The organism is Psychrobacter sp. 1Y6, from assembly GCF_052258385.2.
Taxonomy (GTDB): Bacteria; Pseudomonadota; Gammaproteobacteria; order Pseudomonadales; family Moraxellaceae; genus Psychrobacter.
The window spans coordinates 1,800,485-1,816,459 of sequence record NZ_JBQQEW020000001.1 but is presented as its reverse complement, the minus strand read 5'-3'; the positions used below and the strand labels follow the sequence as shown (position 1 = coordinate 1,816,459).

The 15,975-nt window shown below is 47.6% G+C and carries 17 protein-coding genes; 2 read left to right on the top strand and 15 right to left on the bottom strand.

Going from position 1 to position 15,975, the window contains the following annotated elements; translation table 11 throughout:
* Position 1: 1 nt before the first annotated feature.
* The 6 genes from ACTXGF_RS21365 to ACTXGF_RS21340 all read right to left on the bottom strand — a co-directional run bounded on the left by ACTXGF_RS21365 (position 2) and on the right by ACTXGF_RS21340 (position 9,315).
* The gene (locus ACTXGF_RS21365; RefSeq protein ID WP_443534883.1) at positions 2–316 is read right to left on the bottom strand and encodes a hypothetical protein; all 315 of its coding nucleotides are present in this window, start codon (positions 314–316) and stop codon (positions 2–4) included.
* Positions 316–1,200, bottom strand: a complete 885-nt coding sequence (locus ACTXGF_RS21360; protein WP_443534881.1) for a hypothetical protein — start codon at positions 1,198–1,200, stop codon at positions 316–318. The genes ACTXGF_RS21365 and ACTXGF_RS21360 overlap by 1 nt, the downstream gene beginning before the upstream one ends.
* Before the next feature lie 10 nt (positions 1,201–1,210).
* The gene (locus ACTXGF_RS21355) at positions 1,211–4,852 is read right to left on the bottom strand and encodes a hypothetical protein (RefSeq protein WP_443534879.1); all 3,642 of its coding nucleotides are present in this window, start codon (positions 4,850–4,852) and stop codon (positions 1,211–1,213) included.
* 55 nt (positions 4,853–4,907) lie between these two features.
* Entirely contained in the window at positions 4,908–5,309 is a 402-nt protein-coding gene (locus ACTXGF_RS21350) for a hypothetical protein (protein ID WP_443534877.1), read from the bottom strand.
* Positions 5,306–8,647, bottom strand: coding sequence for a tape measure protein (locus ACTXGF_RS21345; RefSeq protein ID WP_443534876.1), 3,342 nt, complete (start codon positions 8,645–8,647; stop codon positions 5,306–5,308). The genes ACTXGF_RS21350 and ACTXGF_RS21345 overlap by 4 nt, the downstream gene beginning before the upstream one ends.
* An 83-nt stretch (positions 8,648–8,730) precedes the next feature.
* Entirely contained in the window at positions 8,731–9,315 is a 585-nt protein-coding gene (locus tag ACTXGF_RS21340) for a hypothetical protein (protein ID WP_443534874.1), read from the bottom strand.
* 401 nt (positions 9,316–9,716) lie between these two features.
* On the opposite strand from ACTXGF_RS21340, the gene ACTXGF_RS21335 reads away from it, so the two are divergent.
* Together ACTXGF_RS21335 and ACTXGF_RS21330 are read left to right on the top strand one after the other, a co-directional pair.
* Positions 9,717–10,256 (top strand): hypothetical protein, encoded by a 540-nt coding sequence (locus tag ACTXGF_RS21335; protein ID WP_443534872.1) that lies wholly within the window; start codon positions 9,717–9,719, stop codon positions 10,254–10,256.
* Between the two features lies 1 nt (position 10,257).
* Complete coding sequence (locus tag ACTXGF_RS21330; protein ID WP_443534870.1) at positions 10,258–10,449, top strand: hypothetical protein; 192 nt, start codon at positions 10,258–10,260, stop codon at positions 10,447–10,449.
* Between the two features lie 87 nt (positions 10,450–10,536).
* Here ACTXGF_RS21330 and ACTXGF_RS21325 read toward each other — a convergent pair whose 3' ends face one another.
* The 9 genes from ACTXGF_RS21325 to ACTXGF_RS21285 form a co-directional block, all read right to left on the bottom strand.
* On the bottom strand, positions 10,537–11,280 hold the full coding sequence (locus ACTXGF_RS21325; RefSeq protein ID WP_443534868.1) for a phage tail tube protein: 744 nt from the start codon (positions 11,278–11,280) through the stop codon (positions 10,537–10,539).
* Positions 11,281–11,348: 68 nt separating this feature from the next.
* Positions 11,349–11,552, bottom strand: coding sequence for a hypothetical protein (locus ACTXGF_RS21320; RefSeq protein WP_443534867.1), 204 nt, complete (start codon positions 11,550–11,552; stop codon positions 11,349–11,351).
* Between the two features lie 24 nt (positions 11,553–11,576).
* A complete protein-coding gene (locus tag ACTXGF_RS21315) occupies positions 11,577–12,050 on the bottom strand; it encodes a phage tail terminator protein (RefSeq protein ID WP_443534866.1) in 474 nt (157 codons plus the stop codon).
* On the bottom strand, positions 12,043–12,492 hold the full coding sequence (locus tag ACTXGF_RS21310) for a phage virion morphogenesis protein (protein ID WP_443534865.1): 450 nt from the start codon (positions 12,490–12,492) through the stop codon (positions 12,043–12,045). Before ACTXGF_RS21310 ends, ACTXGF_RS21315 begins: the two co-directional genes overlap by 8 nt.
* A 2-nt stretch (positions 12,493–12,494) precedes the next feature.
* Positions 12,495–12,926 carry a gp436 family protein gene (locus ACTXGF_RS21305; protein ID WP_443534864.1) on the bottom strand — a complete coding sequence of 144 codons (432 nt, stop codon included), beginning with the start codon at positions 12,924–12,926 and terminating at the stop codon, positions 12,495–12,497.
* Positions 12,927–12,937: 11 nt separating this feature from the next.
* The gene (locus tag ACTXGF_RS21300; RefSeq protein ID WP_443534862.1) at positions 12,938–13,162 is read right to left on the bottom strand and encodes an Acb2/Tad1 domain-containing protein; all 225 of its coding nucleotides are present in this window, start codon (positions 13,160–13,162) and stop codon (positions 12,938–12,940) included.
* 69 nt (positions 13,163–13,231) lie between these two features.
* The gene (locus ACTXGF_RS21295; RefSeq protein ID WP_443534860.1) at positions 13,232–14,221 is read right to left on the bottom strand and encodes a major capsid protein; all 990 of its coding nucleotides are present in this window, start codon (positions 14,219–14,221) and stop codon (positions 13,232–13,234) included.
* 70 nt (positions 14,222–14,291) lie between these two features.
* On the bottom strand, positions 14,292–14,636 hold the full coding sequence (locus ACTXGF_RS21290) for a hypothetical protein (RefSeq protein WP_443534859.1): 345 nt from the start codon (positions 14,634–14,636) through the stop codon (positions 14,292–14,294).
* A gap of 85 nt (positions 14,637–14,721) precedes the next feature.
* Positions 14,722–15,714 carry a hypothetical protein gene (locus tag ACTXGF_RS21285; RefSeq protein ID WP_443534857.1) on the bottom strand — a complete coding sequence of 331 codons (993 nt, stop codon included), beginning with the start codon at positions 15,712–15,714 and terminating at the stop codon, positions 14,722–14,724.
* Positions 15,715–15,975: the final 261 nt, after the last annotated feature.

The following is a 15,975-nucleotide window of genomic DNA, read 5'->3' as shown; positions in this document are numbered from 1 at the left end:
TTTAAGTTTGCCAAGATGCATACAGTGCTTGCTGCTCCGCGATGGTTAAATCGTCAGCAGGCTGGACGTAATCCCATACAAATGGCTCATACTCTTTTTTGTAGTCGCGTACCATGACTAGATAACGCTTGTCAGGATCAAGATCCATAAATATATAGTGACCATTTTCGATTGATACAATATTTTTCTCGACTTGCATTGTCGTGGCATCAAATAGCAGGATTGAGCGAGCAGCAGGCTTGTTTTGCACCGTAACAATGCCGTCGTTAGCGCCTGCGATATAACCAGGCTTAGCAACTCCGTAGTAGATATGCATTAGTAAACCCAACCATCAATAGCGACATAAGCATTGTCGTTGTTATTTCCGCTTGTAGCAAAAACAATACATTTTGAGGTAGTGTTAGAAACGACATCTTTAACTGTGAGGTTTTTTTCAGCCGCACCATTGAAAGGTAATAGCAACCCTGGTATCAAATACAATTTCTTATTCGCAGTCAGAAAGACATCACTCAGATGTGCGTTATCAGTGAGCGCTGTTTGGCCATTCGCGCCACTCTTTAAAAGTATATCTGTCGTAACAGTTGTACCATCTAATAATTTACCGTAGACAAATGCTTGAGCGTCTAGACGTAAATTACCTGCATAATGTCCAGTAACGTTGGAGTGCGAAGGCTCTGCGTTTGTGCCACCTGTGTGCTGCAAGTAAACAGCTCTAGCAGATTGGACGGCGGGTATAACATCGCCCACAAACATATAACCGCCTGTTTTATCAGCTTCGCCACCGTAACGCTGTTCACTAAAAAACCAAAATCCACGAGTCGACGCTACTAATAACCATTTGCCAGTTGAGTTTCCAGTCGCATACTTGAAGGGTGTGGCGCATTGTAGTTTTAAATCACCTATATTTGCATCAGTCATATTTAAATACACTTGAGTTGTCATCATTACGCCTGTGTCCGCTGACACCCGCACATAAAAATCAGTATGCGGACTAACCTCTGGGCGTAGCACCTTAATTCCTGCCGATGCATCCTCGAAAGGCATTGTCCATCCCGCAGGCTCTTTAGTACCGTAACCTGTAACTAGACAAGCTTTAAAGATTACTGCCAAACAGCTAGGACTCTTATCAAGTAACGGCGCATTCGCGTCATCCCATTTATAAACTTTAACCGGCACACGCTCTGGTGTTAATAAACTCATCTCTCTCTCCTTAAACTGTCATTTCTGTCGTGTCACCGTACAGACACATCGTATAACCATCAGTGCCTGTCGGTGGGTTTGGGTTTGGTTGCACAGCGCACAGCACCAGTATTGGTAGCAGCGTGCCCCATGTATTAAAGCGGATAATGTCTTGATTAGCCCACGGCGCATCGGCACCGAAAGCTTGTTTTGGTAACGTAAAATAAGGCTTACCTGTGGCGGGATTAAGTGGGGCGAGGTCGGTCAACGTATCACCACGCTTGACGAAACCCAGCGTCTCGCCGTATAGCTCAAACTGATTCGTGCCCGTCATCTTAATCATCCAGCGCTCTTTAATTGCACCATCATCAGTCAAGATCATGGGAAAGTCTTTAAGATTGAGCTTGTTGAGCAGCTGATCGCCTACGGGTGTATCAAGCCAGACGTTATTCCACGATTTTTGCGTAAATGGCACTGAGACGCGCACTTGCAAATCACCACCGATCAACACGCTAGACACGTATGTATCGGCGATTGGATAGCTGCGACGATTAGCAAAGATGAGTGATAGTGTGCCGTCGATATCAGCTTCGCGGATGCGGTTGCGTTCTTCTTGTGCGTGCATCACTTTCAACGGCATTTTATAGTCAGACAAATCAAGCGGCGTACGCCATGTAATCGTCCCCGCTGCAAGGTCGTAGTCCCACAGCTCAGCATTGATTTGCTTATCGTCCGCATCCACGACAGCGATACGTGTGACGTCTGTGCGTGGTAGCGTGACAGTCTGACCGCCTGTGTGAGCACTACCAATATCAGTCGTTTGGCGGTTGCCGATGATGATCGTGTCGCCGCGACGGAAAATCGGGATGCGGCCATCTTGTGGTAAGCGTACCGTATCAATTTTGACGACGTTGCTATCAATCGGTAGATAGCTGTACGAGCGCGTATCGTAAGTGATGGTATTGGCGAATACGTGCTCTGGTCGCCATATTTTGCCATCAGCATTGACCGCATCGGCGTTATACCAAGGCTCTGACTCGTTGCCAGCTGCTGTCATCCAACTACCAAACTGCACTTGCCCCAAGCCATACTCAGCATCGACAAAACCTTTGACACCTGGCGCGTCTAACTTACCAGACAGGTCGGCTTTGGCGCTGAGATTAACGCCGTCTAGCGTTGTGGCTCGCACCTCTAAGCTACCTGGACGGATGGGTGCGGATGGCGTGCGGAATGTCACGGAATCGACTGGATTGCCGTTTAAGCTAGTCGCTAAAGATTTGAGCGCGGGCTTTGCGCCATCCGTCCATTGCCATTGTGTCAGAGTTACATGCGCCGCTTGATAATCGACACTACCCGCAAGCGTGGCCGCACCTGTTTTGGGATCTAAATCGGTATAGATGCTACCGTTTTTGTCAAAGTAGTTTTTACCCGCATAGCTAAAATTCACACTCGACGGTGTAACGATTTCAGCGTAAGCTGGCAATAAGTCTATATCAATATTGCCACTACTGAGCTGCTCAGTGATAGTAGTCGCAGCAGTAGCATCAAAAGCTGAAGCATCGGCACGAGTGGTGCCAGCCGTCGATAGCGAACATTCAATCTCTGCATACTCATAACCTGACAAAAAATAGTTTTGCATATAGACACCGCCGCCAGAGCCGCCACCGTTGCCAAATGCGCCGCCATTTGCGACGAGCACTAAGTTACTAGGTGAATATATCGCTTTTGCCAGACGACGAGTGATAGCGGGATTGAATCGTCCTTGTCCTGTCTCGTAGTCGATAGTGCCCACAATCACGTTAGCATCATTGAGTAAGTTGCCAACGCCATCATCACGTACCGTGCTGTCGATATAGCCGTTAATCGATTCAGTGTAACCACTTGGCAATACCGTCTGATAACGGATAGACAAAGTGTTTGGTAAAAAATCAGGCGCGGTAAATGTTGTGTCACCGTTGCTGTCAATCGCTGATAACGTGATATTAAAATCACTTGCTGTGCCGGTGCTATAACTCACAGTGATGTCTAATTTACCAGCAGGATGGTTGAAGTTAGCGCCAGTATCAATGAGGATTTGACGGGTGTCTTTGTTGTATTTACCTGTCCAACTGCCTGTGATATTACCGCGTGCATCAGACACCGCAGTTTTTGCCGTGCCATCATTCCATCCAATAGATATCGACGCAGGTACTGCTGCTTGCGACAGTTGTAGCACCATCTTTGCCGTTGGCACAGCATCTGAGCGGTTAAAGTAGCGAGCGCGTGTACCCCATGAGTAGATGATTGCGCTACCCACGTCGGGCAACTCACCCGTGCTCATCTGTACGCCACCAGTCACAAAGTTAACGTTACCTGAGCCATGAGCAGCTGATGCCCCGCGTAGCACACCTGTACCATCATCACGCAACTCGTACCAGCGGCCTTGGGCACGGTAGCTGACGATAAGACTGCCTGGCGCGGGTGGCGGATTGATATTTTTTGTCCAGCTGCTGCCGCGATTATTGATCGTAACTTCTTCGCGTGCAGTATCTGCAACTTGCAGCTCGCTACCAGCAGGGCGGAACGATACTGAATTGATATAGCCCGTGTAGTTGGTCGCATTGATAAGTATCTCACCAGCGCTATAATTAATCGTACCGACAGCGACATCCCCTTGCATCAACGTGCCACCGTTGTCAGCGATTAAACCACCATTATTGGAGATAAATACGGTATTAGGCACAGCAGCATTGCCTAAATATATCGACGTGGTGCTGCCAGCACTATGTGATTTATTGACAGCCAATGTAACCACGCCATCATTGCCTGCCTTAGCACCATCAAGCAAGGTTTGACGTTGCCCAGCAGCCGTTAAGTTGGTCAAAAAAGTTTCAATCTGATTGGTCGGTACGATTTTCTCCATCAGGCTTGGGATTTTCAGCGTTTGACTGTCCTTGGCAATGGCTGCGGCCAGCGGCTTAACCCCGTAATACTGCGCGGCATCAGCAACGCTGGTCTCACGGATTTTGCACGGGTTATCAATATAGCTCTCAGCTGGATAATCACTACCGACAAAGTCAGCTTCTAGTTGACTGCTGATTTCCATCTTGACGACTGTGCGCGTAAATTCTTTTTTACTGTTGTCTTGTGCGGTAAAGGTACGATCCTCAGACGTGACACGAGTAACCTGTATGTATTGCTCAACTTTAGGGAAACCTGCCTTGTCCTGGCGCAGACAATAGACATCACCAACCAATGGCAGCGGCTCACCGACGCGCTGATAGGCTTGGATCAGACGACTGTTTTGTGATTGTGTCGATAGCAGTAGCATCCGCGACTCAATAGTTGCCACGTTGTATGCCTCAATGCGGTCAAGAGACTCATGACGCAGCTCACCAAACTTGTTCGCACGCGACAATAGATAGCTGACCGTCTCATCAGATGGTGGCTTTGTGATTGCTGCAAACGAGCCGATCAATGGCTCGTCATCAGCACGTAGTACGCCTGCATATACAAGGCGTGAGTAAAACCCGCCGTTGACGCGAGCAATGCCTGAGATGGGATTAAACAGCTCATTCGCCTCACCGCTAATAGGTGTGCCAAGCGGCATACCACCGCCATCGTCATTGTCTGTGAGGCGTTCCGATGGGAAAAACTGTAAGTCGCTGCGGTTAATCTTGGTTTCAGTTGCCATTTAATAATCCTTTGAGCTGCTTTTGAATTGGGTTTAATACCGACTTGATAGCCAGTTAAACGGTCAATAAATTGATGTTGGCCGTAAACTTGTCATCAGGATGCTCATCACCTGCGCGTATGACTTTGACGGGGGTTATGTCAGTCAATGCAGGGGCAGCAAAGAGGACATTAAAAGTGCGACCATCAGGATGCCTCAGTGTCATCGTCAGCTCTGGAATCTGCGCCCACGCTTGCAGCTGCTCAAGCTCGCTGCGTTTGATACGAGCATTGGTACAATCAAGCGTAATAGGACGACCTGCGAGCATCGTGCCTTGCTGGATATCAACCGCGCCGCTTAAGGTGTAGACGGGCGCTGACTGCTTAAGTGATGACCACGCGTATTCATCAATCCAGTGATATTGACTGTGTAGGCTCATCACGGCCTGATCGGTATTGCGTTTTAGTGTCCAGGTCATGTGCGTCGTTTCGCCTCGTCTTTTAGTTGTTGTGCAAAGTTTGCGACTGCTTCAGCTGCCGCTTGTTTTTTGGCAGCTTCTATACGTGCGTCCAGAGCATCTACAACCTCAACTGCATTGTTATTACTGCGAGTACTGTTGGTCGTGTTAGACGTACTGCTATTAGATTGACGGCTAGATGGTATCGGCGCATTGGACTGCTTTGTTTCTCGTTCACGATCACGCGCTTGCTTACGTTCTTCTTGATTAATCTCTTTTTGCAGTTTCAGCGCCTCACTGTAATACTTGATTTCTTCGGGATAACCACGTTCACGAGCATCAGCAAGTAGATCTTCAATTTCTTTCAATTCTCTAGCTTGTTCAATTTCGAGCGCTCTACTATCATCACCACGTAGCTTTGCCAGCTCTCCTTCGAGCTGTTCAGCCGTTTCTCTTGCATTATCAGCAAAATCTTCCATTTTCTTTTTCGTTTCGTCGATCGCATTTTGAAGGTTGTTGAGTGTAGACTGATCCATACGGATAAGACCCTTTACGCTCGCATCAGTTGCTTGACGTAGTGCGTGCTGGGCTTCGACCAAATCACGGCTAGTCACAGTGCTACCACTGAGTGCCTGCGTCATCTCTTCAGCTCTATTTTTGGCATTCTCAAAGCTGGTGATTTGCTTACTGACAGCATCGTCGACGCGCCGCATGTTGCTTGCAAAATCAGCGATGCCATTAAACTTAATACCATTCATGCTATCGGTGAAACTGCGCCAGACACCATCGACTTGTTCAGTCGTTGCGCCCATTTGTTCCAGTGCGCTTATTTTGTTTTTGATTGTGCCTGTGATCTGCTGCATGACGGCAAGGCTAGCGCTTTCGTTTTGGGTAGATTTGGCAATAGCAGCAGCCGCTTTATCGGCGGCATCAGCCTGTTCTTTTTTAGCATTTGCGTTATCAGCTGTGGTATTGGTGTTGTAGGTGTTTGCGAGGGCATTATTGTTTAACGCCTTGGTTTGCGCGTCTACAGCTTCAGCACCGCCTTGCATTCCCACGCGTAGTAGTGCCATTTGCTCAGCAGTGACTTGACCAGACACACCAGCTGCTTTAAGCGTTTGGCTAATAGCTTCAAAATCCGCTTTGGTCTTGGCCGCAGCAAGTGAAGTATCTAATGCTTGAGTCAGCGCCGATTTTAAGGCATCAGCACTGGTGGCTTGTTCTTTGATAGCGGTGATGCCATTGCGTAGCGTCGTCACCATTTCTAAGCCAGACGCGCTCATGCTTTGATTGACGGCATCCATGCTGATGCCGAGACGTGACAAAGCAGCGGCTTGATCGTCCGCAGCACTTTTTGCATTCTTCTGCTCGAGCGCAACACGTTTGACTTCGTCAGCGAGTTGGCTGTTACCGTTGGTGGACGCAAGCAGTTGCTGTTGCAGCATGGCTTGAGCTTGGACGTTGGTACCGATCTTTTCAGATGCAGCGCCATAGGCGCGAGCGAGCATAGCGGTATCGTCACCCGCTATTTGCGCCACCTCACTGAATGCGGACAGCGACGCTGTGACCTTACTATCCATGCCAGTTGCAAAATATTCAGCATCAAGACCTAGCGTCTTAAACGATGCCGAGGCTTTATCAATCTCGCGGCTTAGCTCTTCTGAGATGCCAGCAGCATCTTGCATGGCTCTAGATTGCTCAGCGATAGCAACAATAGTAACGCGACCTGTCTCGCTAATTTGAGCTTGTAGGTCTTGCTCAGCAAGCTCAGCCTCTAATCTTGCATCGACGACACCACCATTGGCTTTGATAGCATCCAGCGCTGCTTTGACATAGGCTTCTTGAATCTTACCCGCTGATGCTGTACCGTCAGCAGCCATTTGCTCATAAGCTTGGCGTGACTTAACCGCTGTTTCATCCAGTCTTTGTTGATGTGTCTTAGCGGCGTTGTCAGCAGCAGCGACCGCAGATGATTCAAACTCTAAAGCATTCTTTTTGGCACGGGCGACCATCTCGTCGCCTTTTGCCATCATGGCATCAGCGGCGTCAGTGCTGCCTCCTGTTAGCTTGGCGTAGGCTCCAAGCAGCAAGCTTATACCCTTGAGCATTCCTCCCCAAGCAAGGTCGCTTGCGATTTGCAAACCTTTGACACCATCGGCAATATGACCGATAAAAATAGACAGCTCTTGAACTATCTTAGTTAAGAGTCCAACCTTTTCGCCAGCAGCAGTAGTACCATCAAAAGCGTTCCAAAGATCGCCTAAGTTTTCAGATGTCCTTAAGACGTTCGTGCCTAATAATTGAGCGACTTCGCCAAGCTGGGCAAATGCCTCTTTTACGGCATCAACGGTAGCGGGATCGATATCCTCTAAGCCCTCTGCCATTTGCTGAATAATAGACGACACGCCGCCTGATGAATTGAGCTGTTTATCAATATCACCGACGAAACTTAAAAAATTGTTTTTTAACTGTGTTAACGATTGACCAATCGTAAGTGGCATCGCATCAAATTCAGACTGGATCGCTTCGCCTTGTGATTGCACCGCATTGATGACGACCTCAGATGTCAGCTTGCCTTCAGCTGCCATTGACCGTAGTTGACCCAATGTGACGCCTAAACCATCTGCCATTGCGCGTGCGAGGCGTGGCGACTGCTCCATAATGGAGTTGAACTCTTCACCACGTACGACACCTGATTGCAAGCCTTGGATCAGCTGCGTAATCGCGGCTTGATTAGACTCAGCGCTACCGCCTGATAGCTGTATCGCCTCGTTAATCGTTTTGGTAACAGACAGCACGTCTTGCTGTGCCAGATTCATCTCTTTACCAGCACGGCTAATACGAGCAAATAGCTCGCCTGTATCCTCTATACTGGTAAAAGTCTCGTTAGCGATGTCTTGCACACCGCCAAAGCCATTGATAAAGTTGACACCCTCACCAGTGGCTAGTTTTATTTTTGCTTCTAGGGTCTTGTAAGAGTCTGCCATCTCTAGCAGTTCTGTCGCACCGACTGATATACCAAGCGTGGCTATCAATCCTTTTAGACCATTGAGCGCACCTTTGACGCTATCGACACCTTGACCCAGTCTATCGGCTGAATTGTTTGCTTCATCTGTACGGCGTCGCAACAGCCCTAAGTCACCAGCGCTATTATTGGCAGCATTACCAAGGTCACGTAGCCTAGAGGCTTGCTCTTCAGCAGACAAATCATCCCATTCGCTATTCAATCGACGGGCAGCATCGCGCAGCTGCTCGGTATCACCACCAGCTTCTTCGATTTTTGCGATAAGCTTGTCGATATGCTGTAAGCCGTCCACACCAGCAGTGATGAGCAGCTCAGTATCTAAGCGATTGGCCATAAAAAAACCCTAGTAAGTTACTAGGGTCATTGTTACGGATTGGGTCGCTGGCGGTTAGATGATGCGGTTCAGGTAGTTAGTGCTTAACGCATAAACTTAGTATCGTAGCCACTGAAGTCAAAAAAGAACTCAGCTTCAGGTACATCTGTGAGAGGTAGCGTTAAGGAGGCGTTAGAAGATACTTGCACAGCTTTTATAATACTACGTAGATCGCGGGCGCTGAAGCTGTCATTTGTCAGCAAGCTCTCGGACGTTTCGCGAACCGTATAAACATCGCCAGTCGTACCATTCTTTTTAAGTCTTAGATTACACGATACATCACAAGCAGTATCGGCAAAGAATACAGCGACCGTAATAGACAAGCTTACCTCACCATTGCTCGCAGTAAAGCTCTGCAATCTAATTTGCATCAAAGCATCGTTAAAGTTATTACTGGTAGCTACAGTATTCAATGAACGTATCTCAGCGAACCTAGACGATCCCACTTGGCTATACTCCCATAAGCTATCACTATCAGGTGTAGGCACAGACGGATTGTCATTATTGCCACCGCCGCCAGTGCCAGGAACGCCAGGGCGATCTAACGCATCTCGGATAGGTTCTATATCATCGTCACCGCCACACCCAACCAACGCCAAACACAGCGCAACCACTGCCAATCGTCTCATATCTCACCTATGATAAATATATTATTTATCGCATCATATACGAAAAAACAGTAGTAAACAAAATTTGTCTATCTCGCATCATATAAGCATCAATCATATTTATGCACAATTAAATGCTTATTTTACTTGATAATCATGTTTTGGTTCGCTAACATACGTTTTAAGGACTCAAAACCTTATCAAACAGCGGAAAATCGCTCCCGACAGACCAGCGGTATTTTTATGCCCAAATTTTGCCAGTTATGGTATCATTTAGCCATTGAAGACCCTCTATGTCGGGAGGGCGGAGAATACAATACCTTAGTGGAAATAATCCCGACTGTCTGTTTGCAGTTTTTGAGTCTCCCGACGCCCTAATATCTTTAGGGTACAACCTCAAAATTATCAAACAGGAACCACCCATGAAATACACTTTTGCTATATCCTCTGACACTGCCCAATCTATGAGCAGCCTGCAAATATCTGAACTTGTTAATCAACGTCACGACAATGTTAAACGCACTATCGAACGGCTTGTAGACCAAGCGGTTATTGAATTACCTCAAATTGAGGAGATTAAAACCGCAACCAAACCAGCTAAAACCTACATTTTTAGTGGCGAACAAGGTAAGCTCGACAGCATCACCGTCGTCGCTCAACTGTGCCCGCACTTTACCGCCATGATCGTTAAGCGATGGCAAGAATTAGAGCGGTTCGTCTCTACAGACAGCTATCAGATCATGCAAGCGCAAAACCAAGCCCTGAAAGACGAGTTACTACGGGCACGTCCTGCGTGGGCTGATATCATTCATTACAAGCACATGGGCTTGGGTACATCAGAAGTCGCACGGCTGATTGATCGTGCCAACAGCACAGTCAACACCTATATACGCACTATGCAAGCGCTCGGCTACGATATCGCCAACGAACCGCAGCCTGCCCAGCTCACACTGGAGGTGTAATATGGATCGGACACATCTTGATATCGCTTACGCTATGTTGTATCGCATACAGTTTATGCAAGCACTGGCGTTTTCAGCGCAGAACGAGCTAGATAAGACCTACCATATTATCGACTATGTCGATACGATAGATGACTCGGTCAAGCAGTTACAAGCCGCATTAGATGGTTTAGAGCGCAGCTTAGCTGCTTAGCTGCTTAGCTGCTTAGCTTTTGTATCTTATGACATAAAAAAAAGGGACGCCATAAGTGGCGTCCCTTTTTTGTCTATACAGCAACAGTCAAGACTGCTGCTTGTACTCAGTAAAGCGCATAGTCGGTTTGCCTGGGTCTTTGATAAGTGGGCCAGATAGTCCGCCTTCCCACCAGTCGTCGCTAAACCAGTTGATATCGCTATCGCTCGATAGATCAGAGTGATACATATCTAGGATGCCATCTTGACCAGAGATACGATCCTTACCGTCAAGGTACATCTCAAGCGGTAATGACGTCAGCGTATTGGCATCGATCTGATAACCTGCTGAGCCTTTGGTTGAGCCGCTATAAGTAATATTAGCGCCTGCGGTGACTGTGGCCGTATCTTTAAATCGCACCAAGCCTAGACGTGGATTGACTTCATAAGTCGTCGCATCAATGACCGCATCAGCATCATCAGTCAGCACCAGCGTCGTCTCATCGATGTCACGATAGGCAAGTTTTAGCCAGTTTAAGCCTACGGTCAGTGGCTCATCAGTAAACGCGATAGGCGTGGTCGATAAATCAACTGCTTCGCCCATCATCACTCGTGCCAAGGCGTGCTTATCAAAGGTGTTAAATTTCATGCTGACATTGGTAGCACCTGCCACGCTTTCTGACTCTAGTACTTCACCATATTCGCCGCGACCCGTACTGGTGAGCTGATTACTTTCAGACTCCTTAGTCGTCGTCAGCTCCGTCACGTTGCCGATTTTTTCAAAGCCGTCGTCTGTGCCGTGTTTTCGAGCATACAGATCACCGCTATACTTTTTGCCTCGTTGTTGTGCCATGTGCTTATTCCTTCTGGTTTAAATGTCGTTTAATGGATGTATAAACGTATGTTAATAAAGCGTTAAATTTACTTTTTAGACTTAGTGCGGCGGTTATTACGTGCGTTATGTCCGATGTAAAACCAAGGCGCGCGAAAGTCCAAAGTACTAACTGAATATGTAATGGCGTAATCTTTATTTACAGTGAGTGGCGATTGAAAACAGTTTTTTACGCCTGTCGCTAATCCCATTAATAAAGTCGCCAACATAGGTTTTAGATATCGTTTGAGCATGGTAAATCCTTATTGATTATCAGGTCAGTTATCAGAAAGTATTGCCACTTCAGCGGTGAAGCGCAGCGGGAAAAAAGCAAAGCCATCTTCGTATTGGATCGGTAGCGGGGTGCGTGACTCAAATGGCTCGGTCACTAACGCTTGACCTTGCTCATTCTTTGGATCAAAGCCTTGTAGCGCTTTTGATATTGCTGTCAGTGTCTTACCGACATCGTCAGCCGCAGGGTTAGGTGTAAATTGCTGCTTGGTCAATATCACACTAAAGCCAATCTCAATCAGCTGCTCACGGCTGTTGCCATTGCTTAACGTTGGCGTATAGCCATCAAGGATTAAGTAGACCGCGCCATCAAGCGGAACTTGAGTACGGTTAGCGCCGCTAATCGCTGCAAAGTCAGCCGCTTCTAGCACGCGCTTTACTTGAGTCACTTCGTTCAAGCGTTCGAGCAAATATGGATAACACGCCAAAGCGTTGTCGCTCCAAGCTGGTACATTAGCCATTGACTACTCCTGCCATAAAGTCGTTCATTAAGTCCAGCACATCAGTACGATCTTGAGTCGAGATACCAAATATCGGACGGGCTTCCATTCGCTCTGAGCCGTCTTGATTCTTGGTGCCCGTCTGGTGATACTTGGCATACGGTCTGTCTGTACCGACTGCCGCCGACGTGCTGTTGGCATAGCTGGTGATAGAGCGCATGAGATCGCCATATTCGACCATCTTGCTACCACGTCCGTTTTTGGCCTCAAGCGTAGACGGTTTTAGATCTGCCCAAGTCGAGCCATCAGGCGCGGTCTTGGTGCGGAATCTATCGCGGGTGCTGTTCTCAATGACAGCAGCCACACCGCGCATGAGCGGCGTTAGGTCGCCGCCAAGCTTGAGATAGATCTCGCTGACATTGTCACGTAGCTCTGGTAATTGACTGTTGACATTGATTTGCATAGTCAGTCCTGGTAAAGATTAGGGACAGTTTGAGGTATGACACTAATACCACCACTAGCATTGGGCTGCTCAGCGATAGGCCCTGTCAGCATCGTTGGGTCTTTTTTGACCTTATCGAGCCACTTAACCGCATCGTCATAGCGTTTTTCGACCGTTTCGGTTGTACCGTTGCCATACAGATAATAACGAGCGATATTACAAGTATGCAGTGCTAGATCAGATGGCAGTTTTGCGCCATTGCGGTAGATAACTTTACCCAGCGCATCGACACTAACCAGATTGGCTGATCGCAAATATGAGGCAACTTCACCCTCAGCATCAGCGATAGCCGTATCAATGACAGACTCAACAATGAACTGATAATTGTCCCTATCCGTCAGCTTGATAAGCTCTTTTTCGCCAAAGCGGTCAATTAAGTCTTGTTGCGTTATCATAGGATGCTCGCTTAAAAACTATCTGGCTGGGCGATACCGCGCGTTAACCACATAAAGCCAGTTTGCAACTCAGTTTTGCCGATATTGATTGCGCGTTGGTCTAAGCCACTAGACATCTGTAACTGCGAAACCAACTCACCAACTTCTTCAGCCTTAGCTTTGATTTTATTGATAGCCGCAATCTCAGCATCTGTTAGCTGGCGGTAGCCTTTCACTTTTGGTTTATCATCACTCATGATTTTGTCCTAGTTAGAATTTGAGTAAAACACCTTGACCAGCCGTAGCCAGTCAAGGGTTTTAGGCGTTTAGGTCATCTTGAGTGTAGCGACCAGCTCAGGACGTAGTAACAGCGGCAATGGGTTAGATTGCGCCTCAAGACTCCAGCCTTTGTCATGGTCCAGCTTTTCACGACTGGCGTAGTACGGTAGCGCCTTGGTGTTGACCGTGGACGACATATCAGCAGGGGCAAAGAACTCTTTAAACGTGTTCTTGGTACCAGCAGGTAAGATAATTGCTTCGCCTTCTTTGATTTGCAGACCAGAGTCAAACACATGATCGTAGTTGATAAACTTCAATTTCTTATGCTCAAAACCGACGCTAGTATCGCCGCTACGATAGGCAGAGCCTTCTTGGTAGCGCTCATAGATCGCAGTAACAGTCTTGTGATAAATAACCGCATCCATAAACTCTGGTGAACAAAGCACGATCCAACCATTGACTGGCTCGCCGCCACGCTTTTTGCTTAAATTACGCACGGCACTGTCAATCATTGATCCAACGTTGCCGTTGGTCGCTGATAAATTCCAATTGATGGTTTGGCGAGTGATCCCAAAGCGATCATAGATATCAACAATTGGGTCGCCGTTAGCGTTCAAAATCTTGCCTGATAACGCACCTAGCATCAGATGCTCACGGGTATATTCGATGTCTGATTTCATATCAGCCAATTTATCATTGACCTTTTCGGCGACCGTTTGCGCTTTATTGCCACCGCCAAAGGCTCGCACGTTTTGCACATCATCAGCGCGAACAATATCGCTCTTAGGCAAATGCAACATCTCAAAGACTTGACGATTGCCAAGATTGCTTGCTACAGGATCACCAGGCGTTCCACGAGGCACAGCATTGACTAGCGTCAACACACCGTTTTTGGACTCCACAGCGACAGACGTTGTGCTTTCGTACTGCGGTTTAAACAAGCCAAGCTCGCGAATGATGGTAGGATTGGCAGGCAATCGATTGATTGCCTCGGTCATTGGCACCACACCATACTGACTGTCATTAGATAAAGGCATAAATAATTCCTAGTATTGTTACTGCGTTAAATATGATTTAAATCGGGTTTAAAGGGCTGTTAGTCAGCGCTTAAGTGGTTGCAGCTTTAGGCGTGCCGATATACTTGATACCGTACAGATCGCCTTGGGTTTTTAGCGTGGCAACTGTCAGCGGCACCAAACCTTCTTCATCGGTAAACACCGCATCAATATTTGCTTGCGGGATACTGCCCAAAAACACGGTGCAATTGTGCGGTTGTACCAACACTTCGCCGTTGGTCTCGTCAGTCAACGCAATGAGATACTCGTTGCGCTCGGTATATTTGACCAGCTGTCCTGTCTTGGTGCCGTCAGTAGCAGGAATAGCGATACGGTTGCTTGAGTCCGCTTCAGACTTCAAAATATCGCCAATAGTGACGTAAGGTTCGCTTGGCATGTTGTGCTCCTAGGATTAATCGATAAGGCTAATAAGTGGTTGAAACATCTGTCCGCGCTGGACACTAGTCCAGCACGGCTATCGCTTAGATATAGTTCTTGGCTTCTACTGCACGCGCTTCAGCATTGGCAAGCATCGGATTAGACGACAACTGACGGTCTTGACCACCGTTGCCATTTGGCTTGTGCTGCTCACCTAGCAAGTAATCAGGCACATTGTTTTGCTGACTTGGCGCTCGCAAATCACCGATCATAGCCTTGGCATCTTCGGGACTGGCAGACAACAGCATATTGACCGTCGCTGTGCCTACGCCATTCCATGCTTTGCCATCTTCAGTTTTGGTAAAGCCTGCTTGTGACAGTTGCGCATCGATAGCGGCAGCTTTTGCCTCAGCCTCGGCTTCGGTCTTTTCTTTGACCAGCTCTGCGTTTTCTTCTTTGAGGGTTTTGATTTCTTCCGCTTGGTCAGCGACTTGCTTTTGTAGGGCTGCGATTTCTTCAGGAGTCATGGTGGTGTCCTTTTGCGTATTGGGTTGAGAGTTGGTTGTTTGGGCTTTACCATCATCGCCAAGCGCGACAGCAGAGGTTTCATTGTCTACACCAGTTGGAGTAAATGAGATTTCAGAGACGCTACAATTTTTTAGGATGACCATTGGGCCAGTGATCGTTTGACCATTGACCGTTGCTGTCTCGTTTTGTCCCAGCTCTGTGATGCTATTGGCATTGATATGCGCAGACATCTGCCACGGGAATCCAGCATCTGACTCTTCAGCGACTTCACGCCCGAACTGGTTGTCGAGTAACGTGCCATTGATGAGTAATTGGTTGTTTGTGACACTGAGTGCGCCAAAGCCTGCACGTTGGGCGCGGTCATGTAGCAATAATGCTGGGACGTTTGCTTTATACTGAATATCAGTCAGATCAACGACAACCATTTCACCGTAATGATTAAACGGCTTGCCGCTATTGGCGACGCCGCTAAACTTACGTGGCAAAGATTTGTCAGCATCGGCAGGGGCGTCAGCGACATTGACTTCAGAGAGCAGGTAGATATTTGGCTTTTTGTGGTCTTTTGGCATAATGACGTCCAGCTAATGAGTAAAATCGTGACAACGTAAAATACAGAGTGTCGATAAAGTCTCATTATGATGGTCGGTGTTATAGTCGGTTAGATGATGCGGTTCAGGTAGTCATGCATGAAAAGTAAAGTTGCTCAAATTTGCGATTTAAGCGGTCATAGAGGGATTATTCACATAAGGGTAGGACTTTGGCGTCTGCGCCTCACAGTCGAGCGATTAAACGGGTGTTAAACGCTATTGCAACGGCAAGTAAGAGGGTCA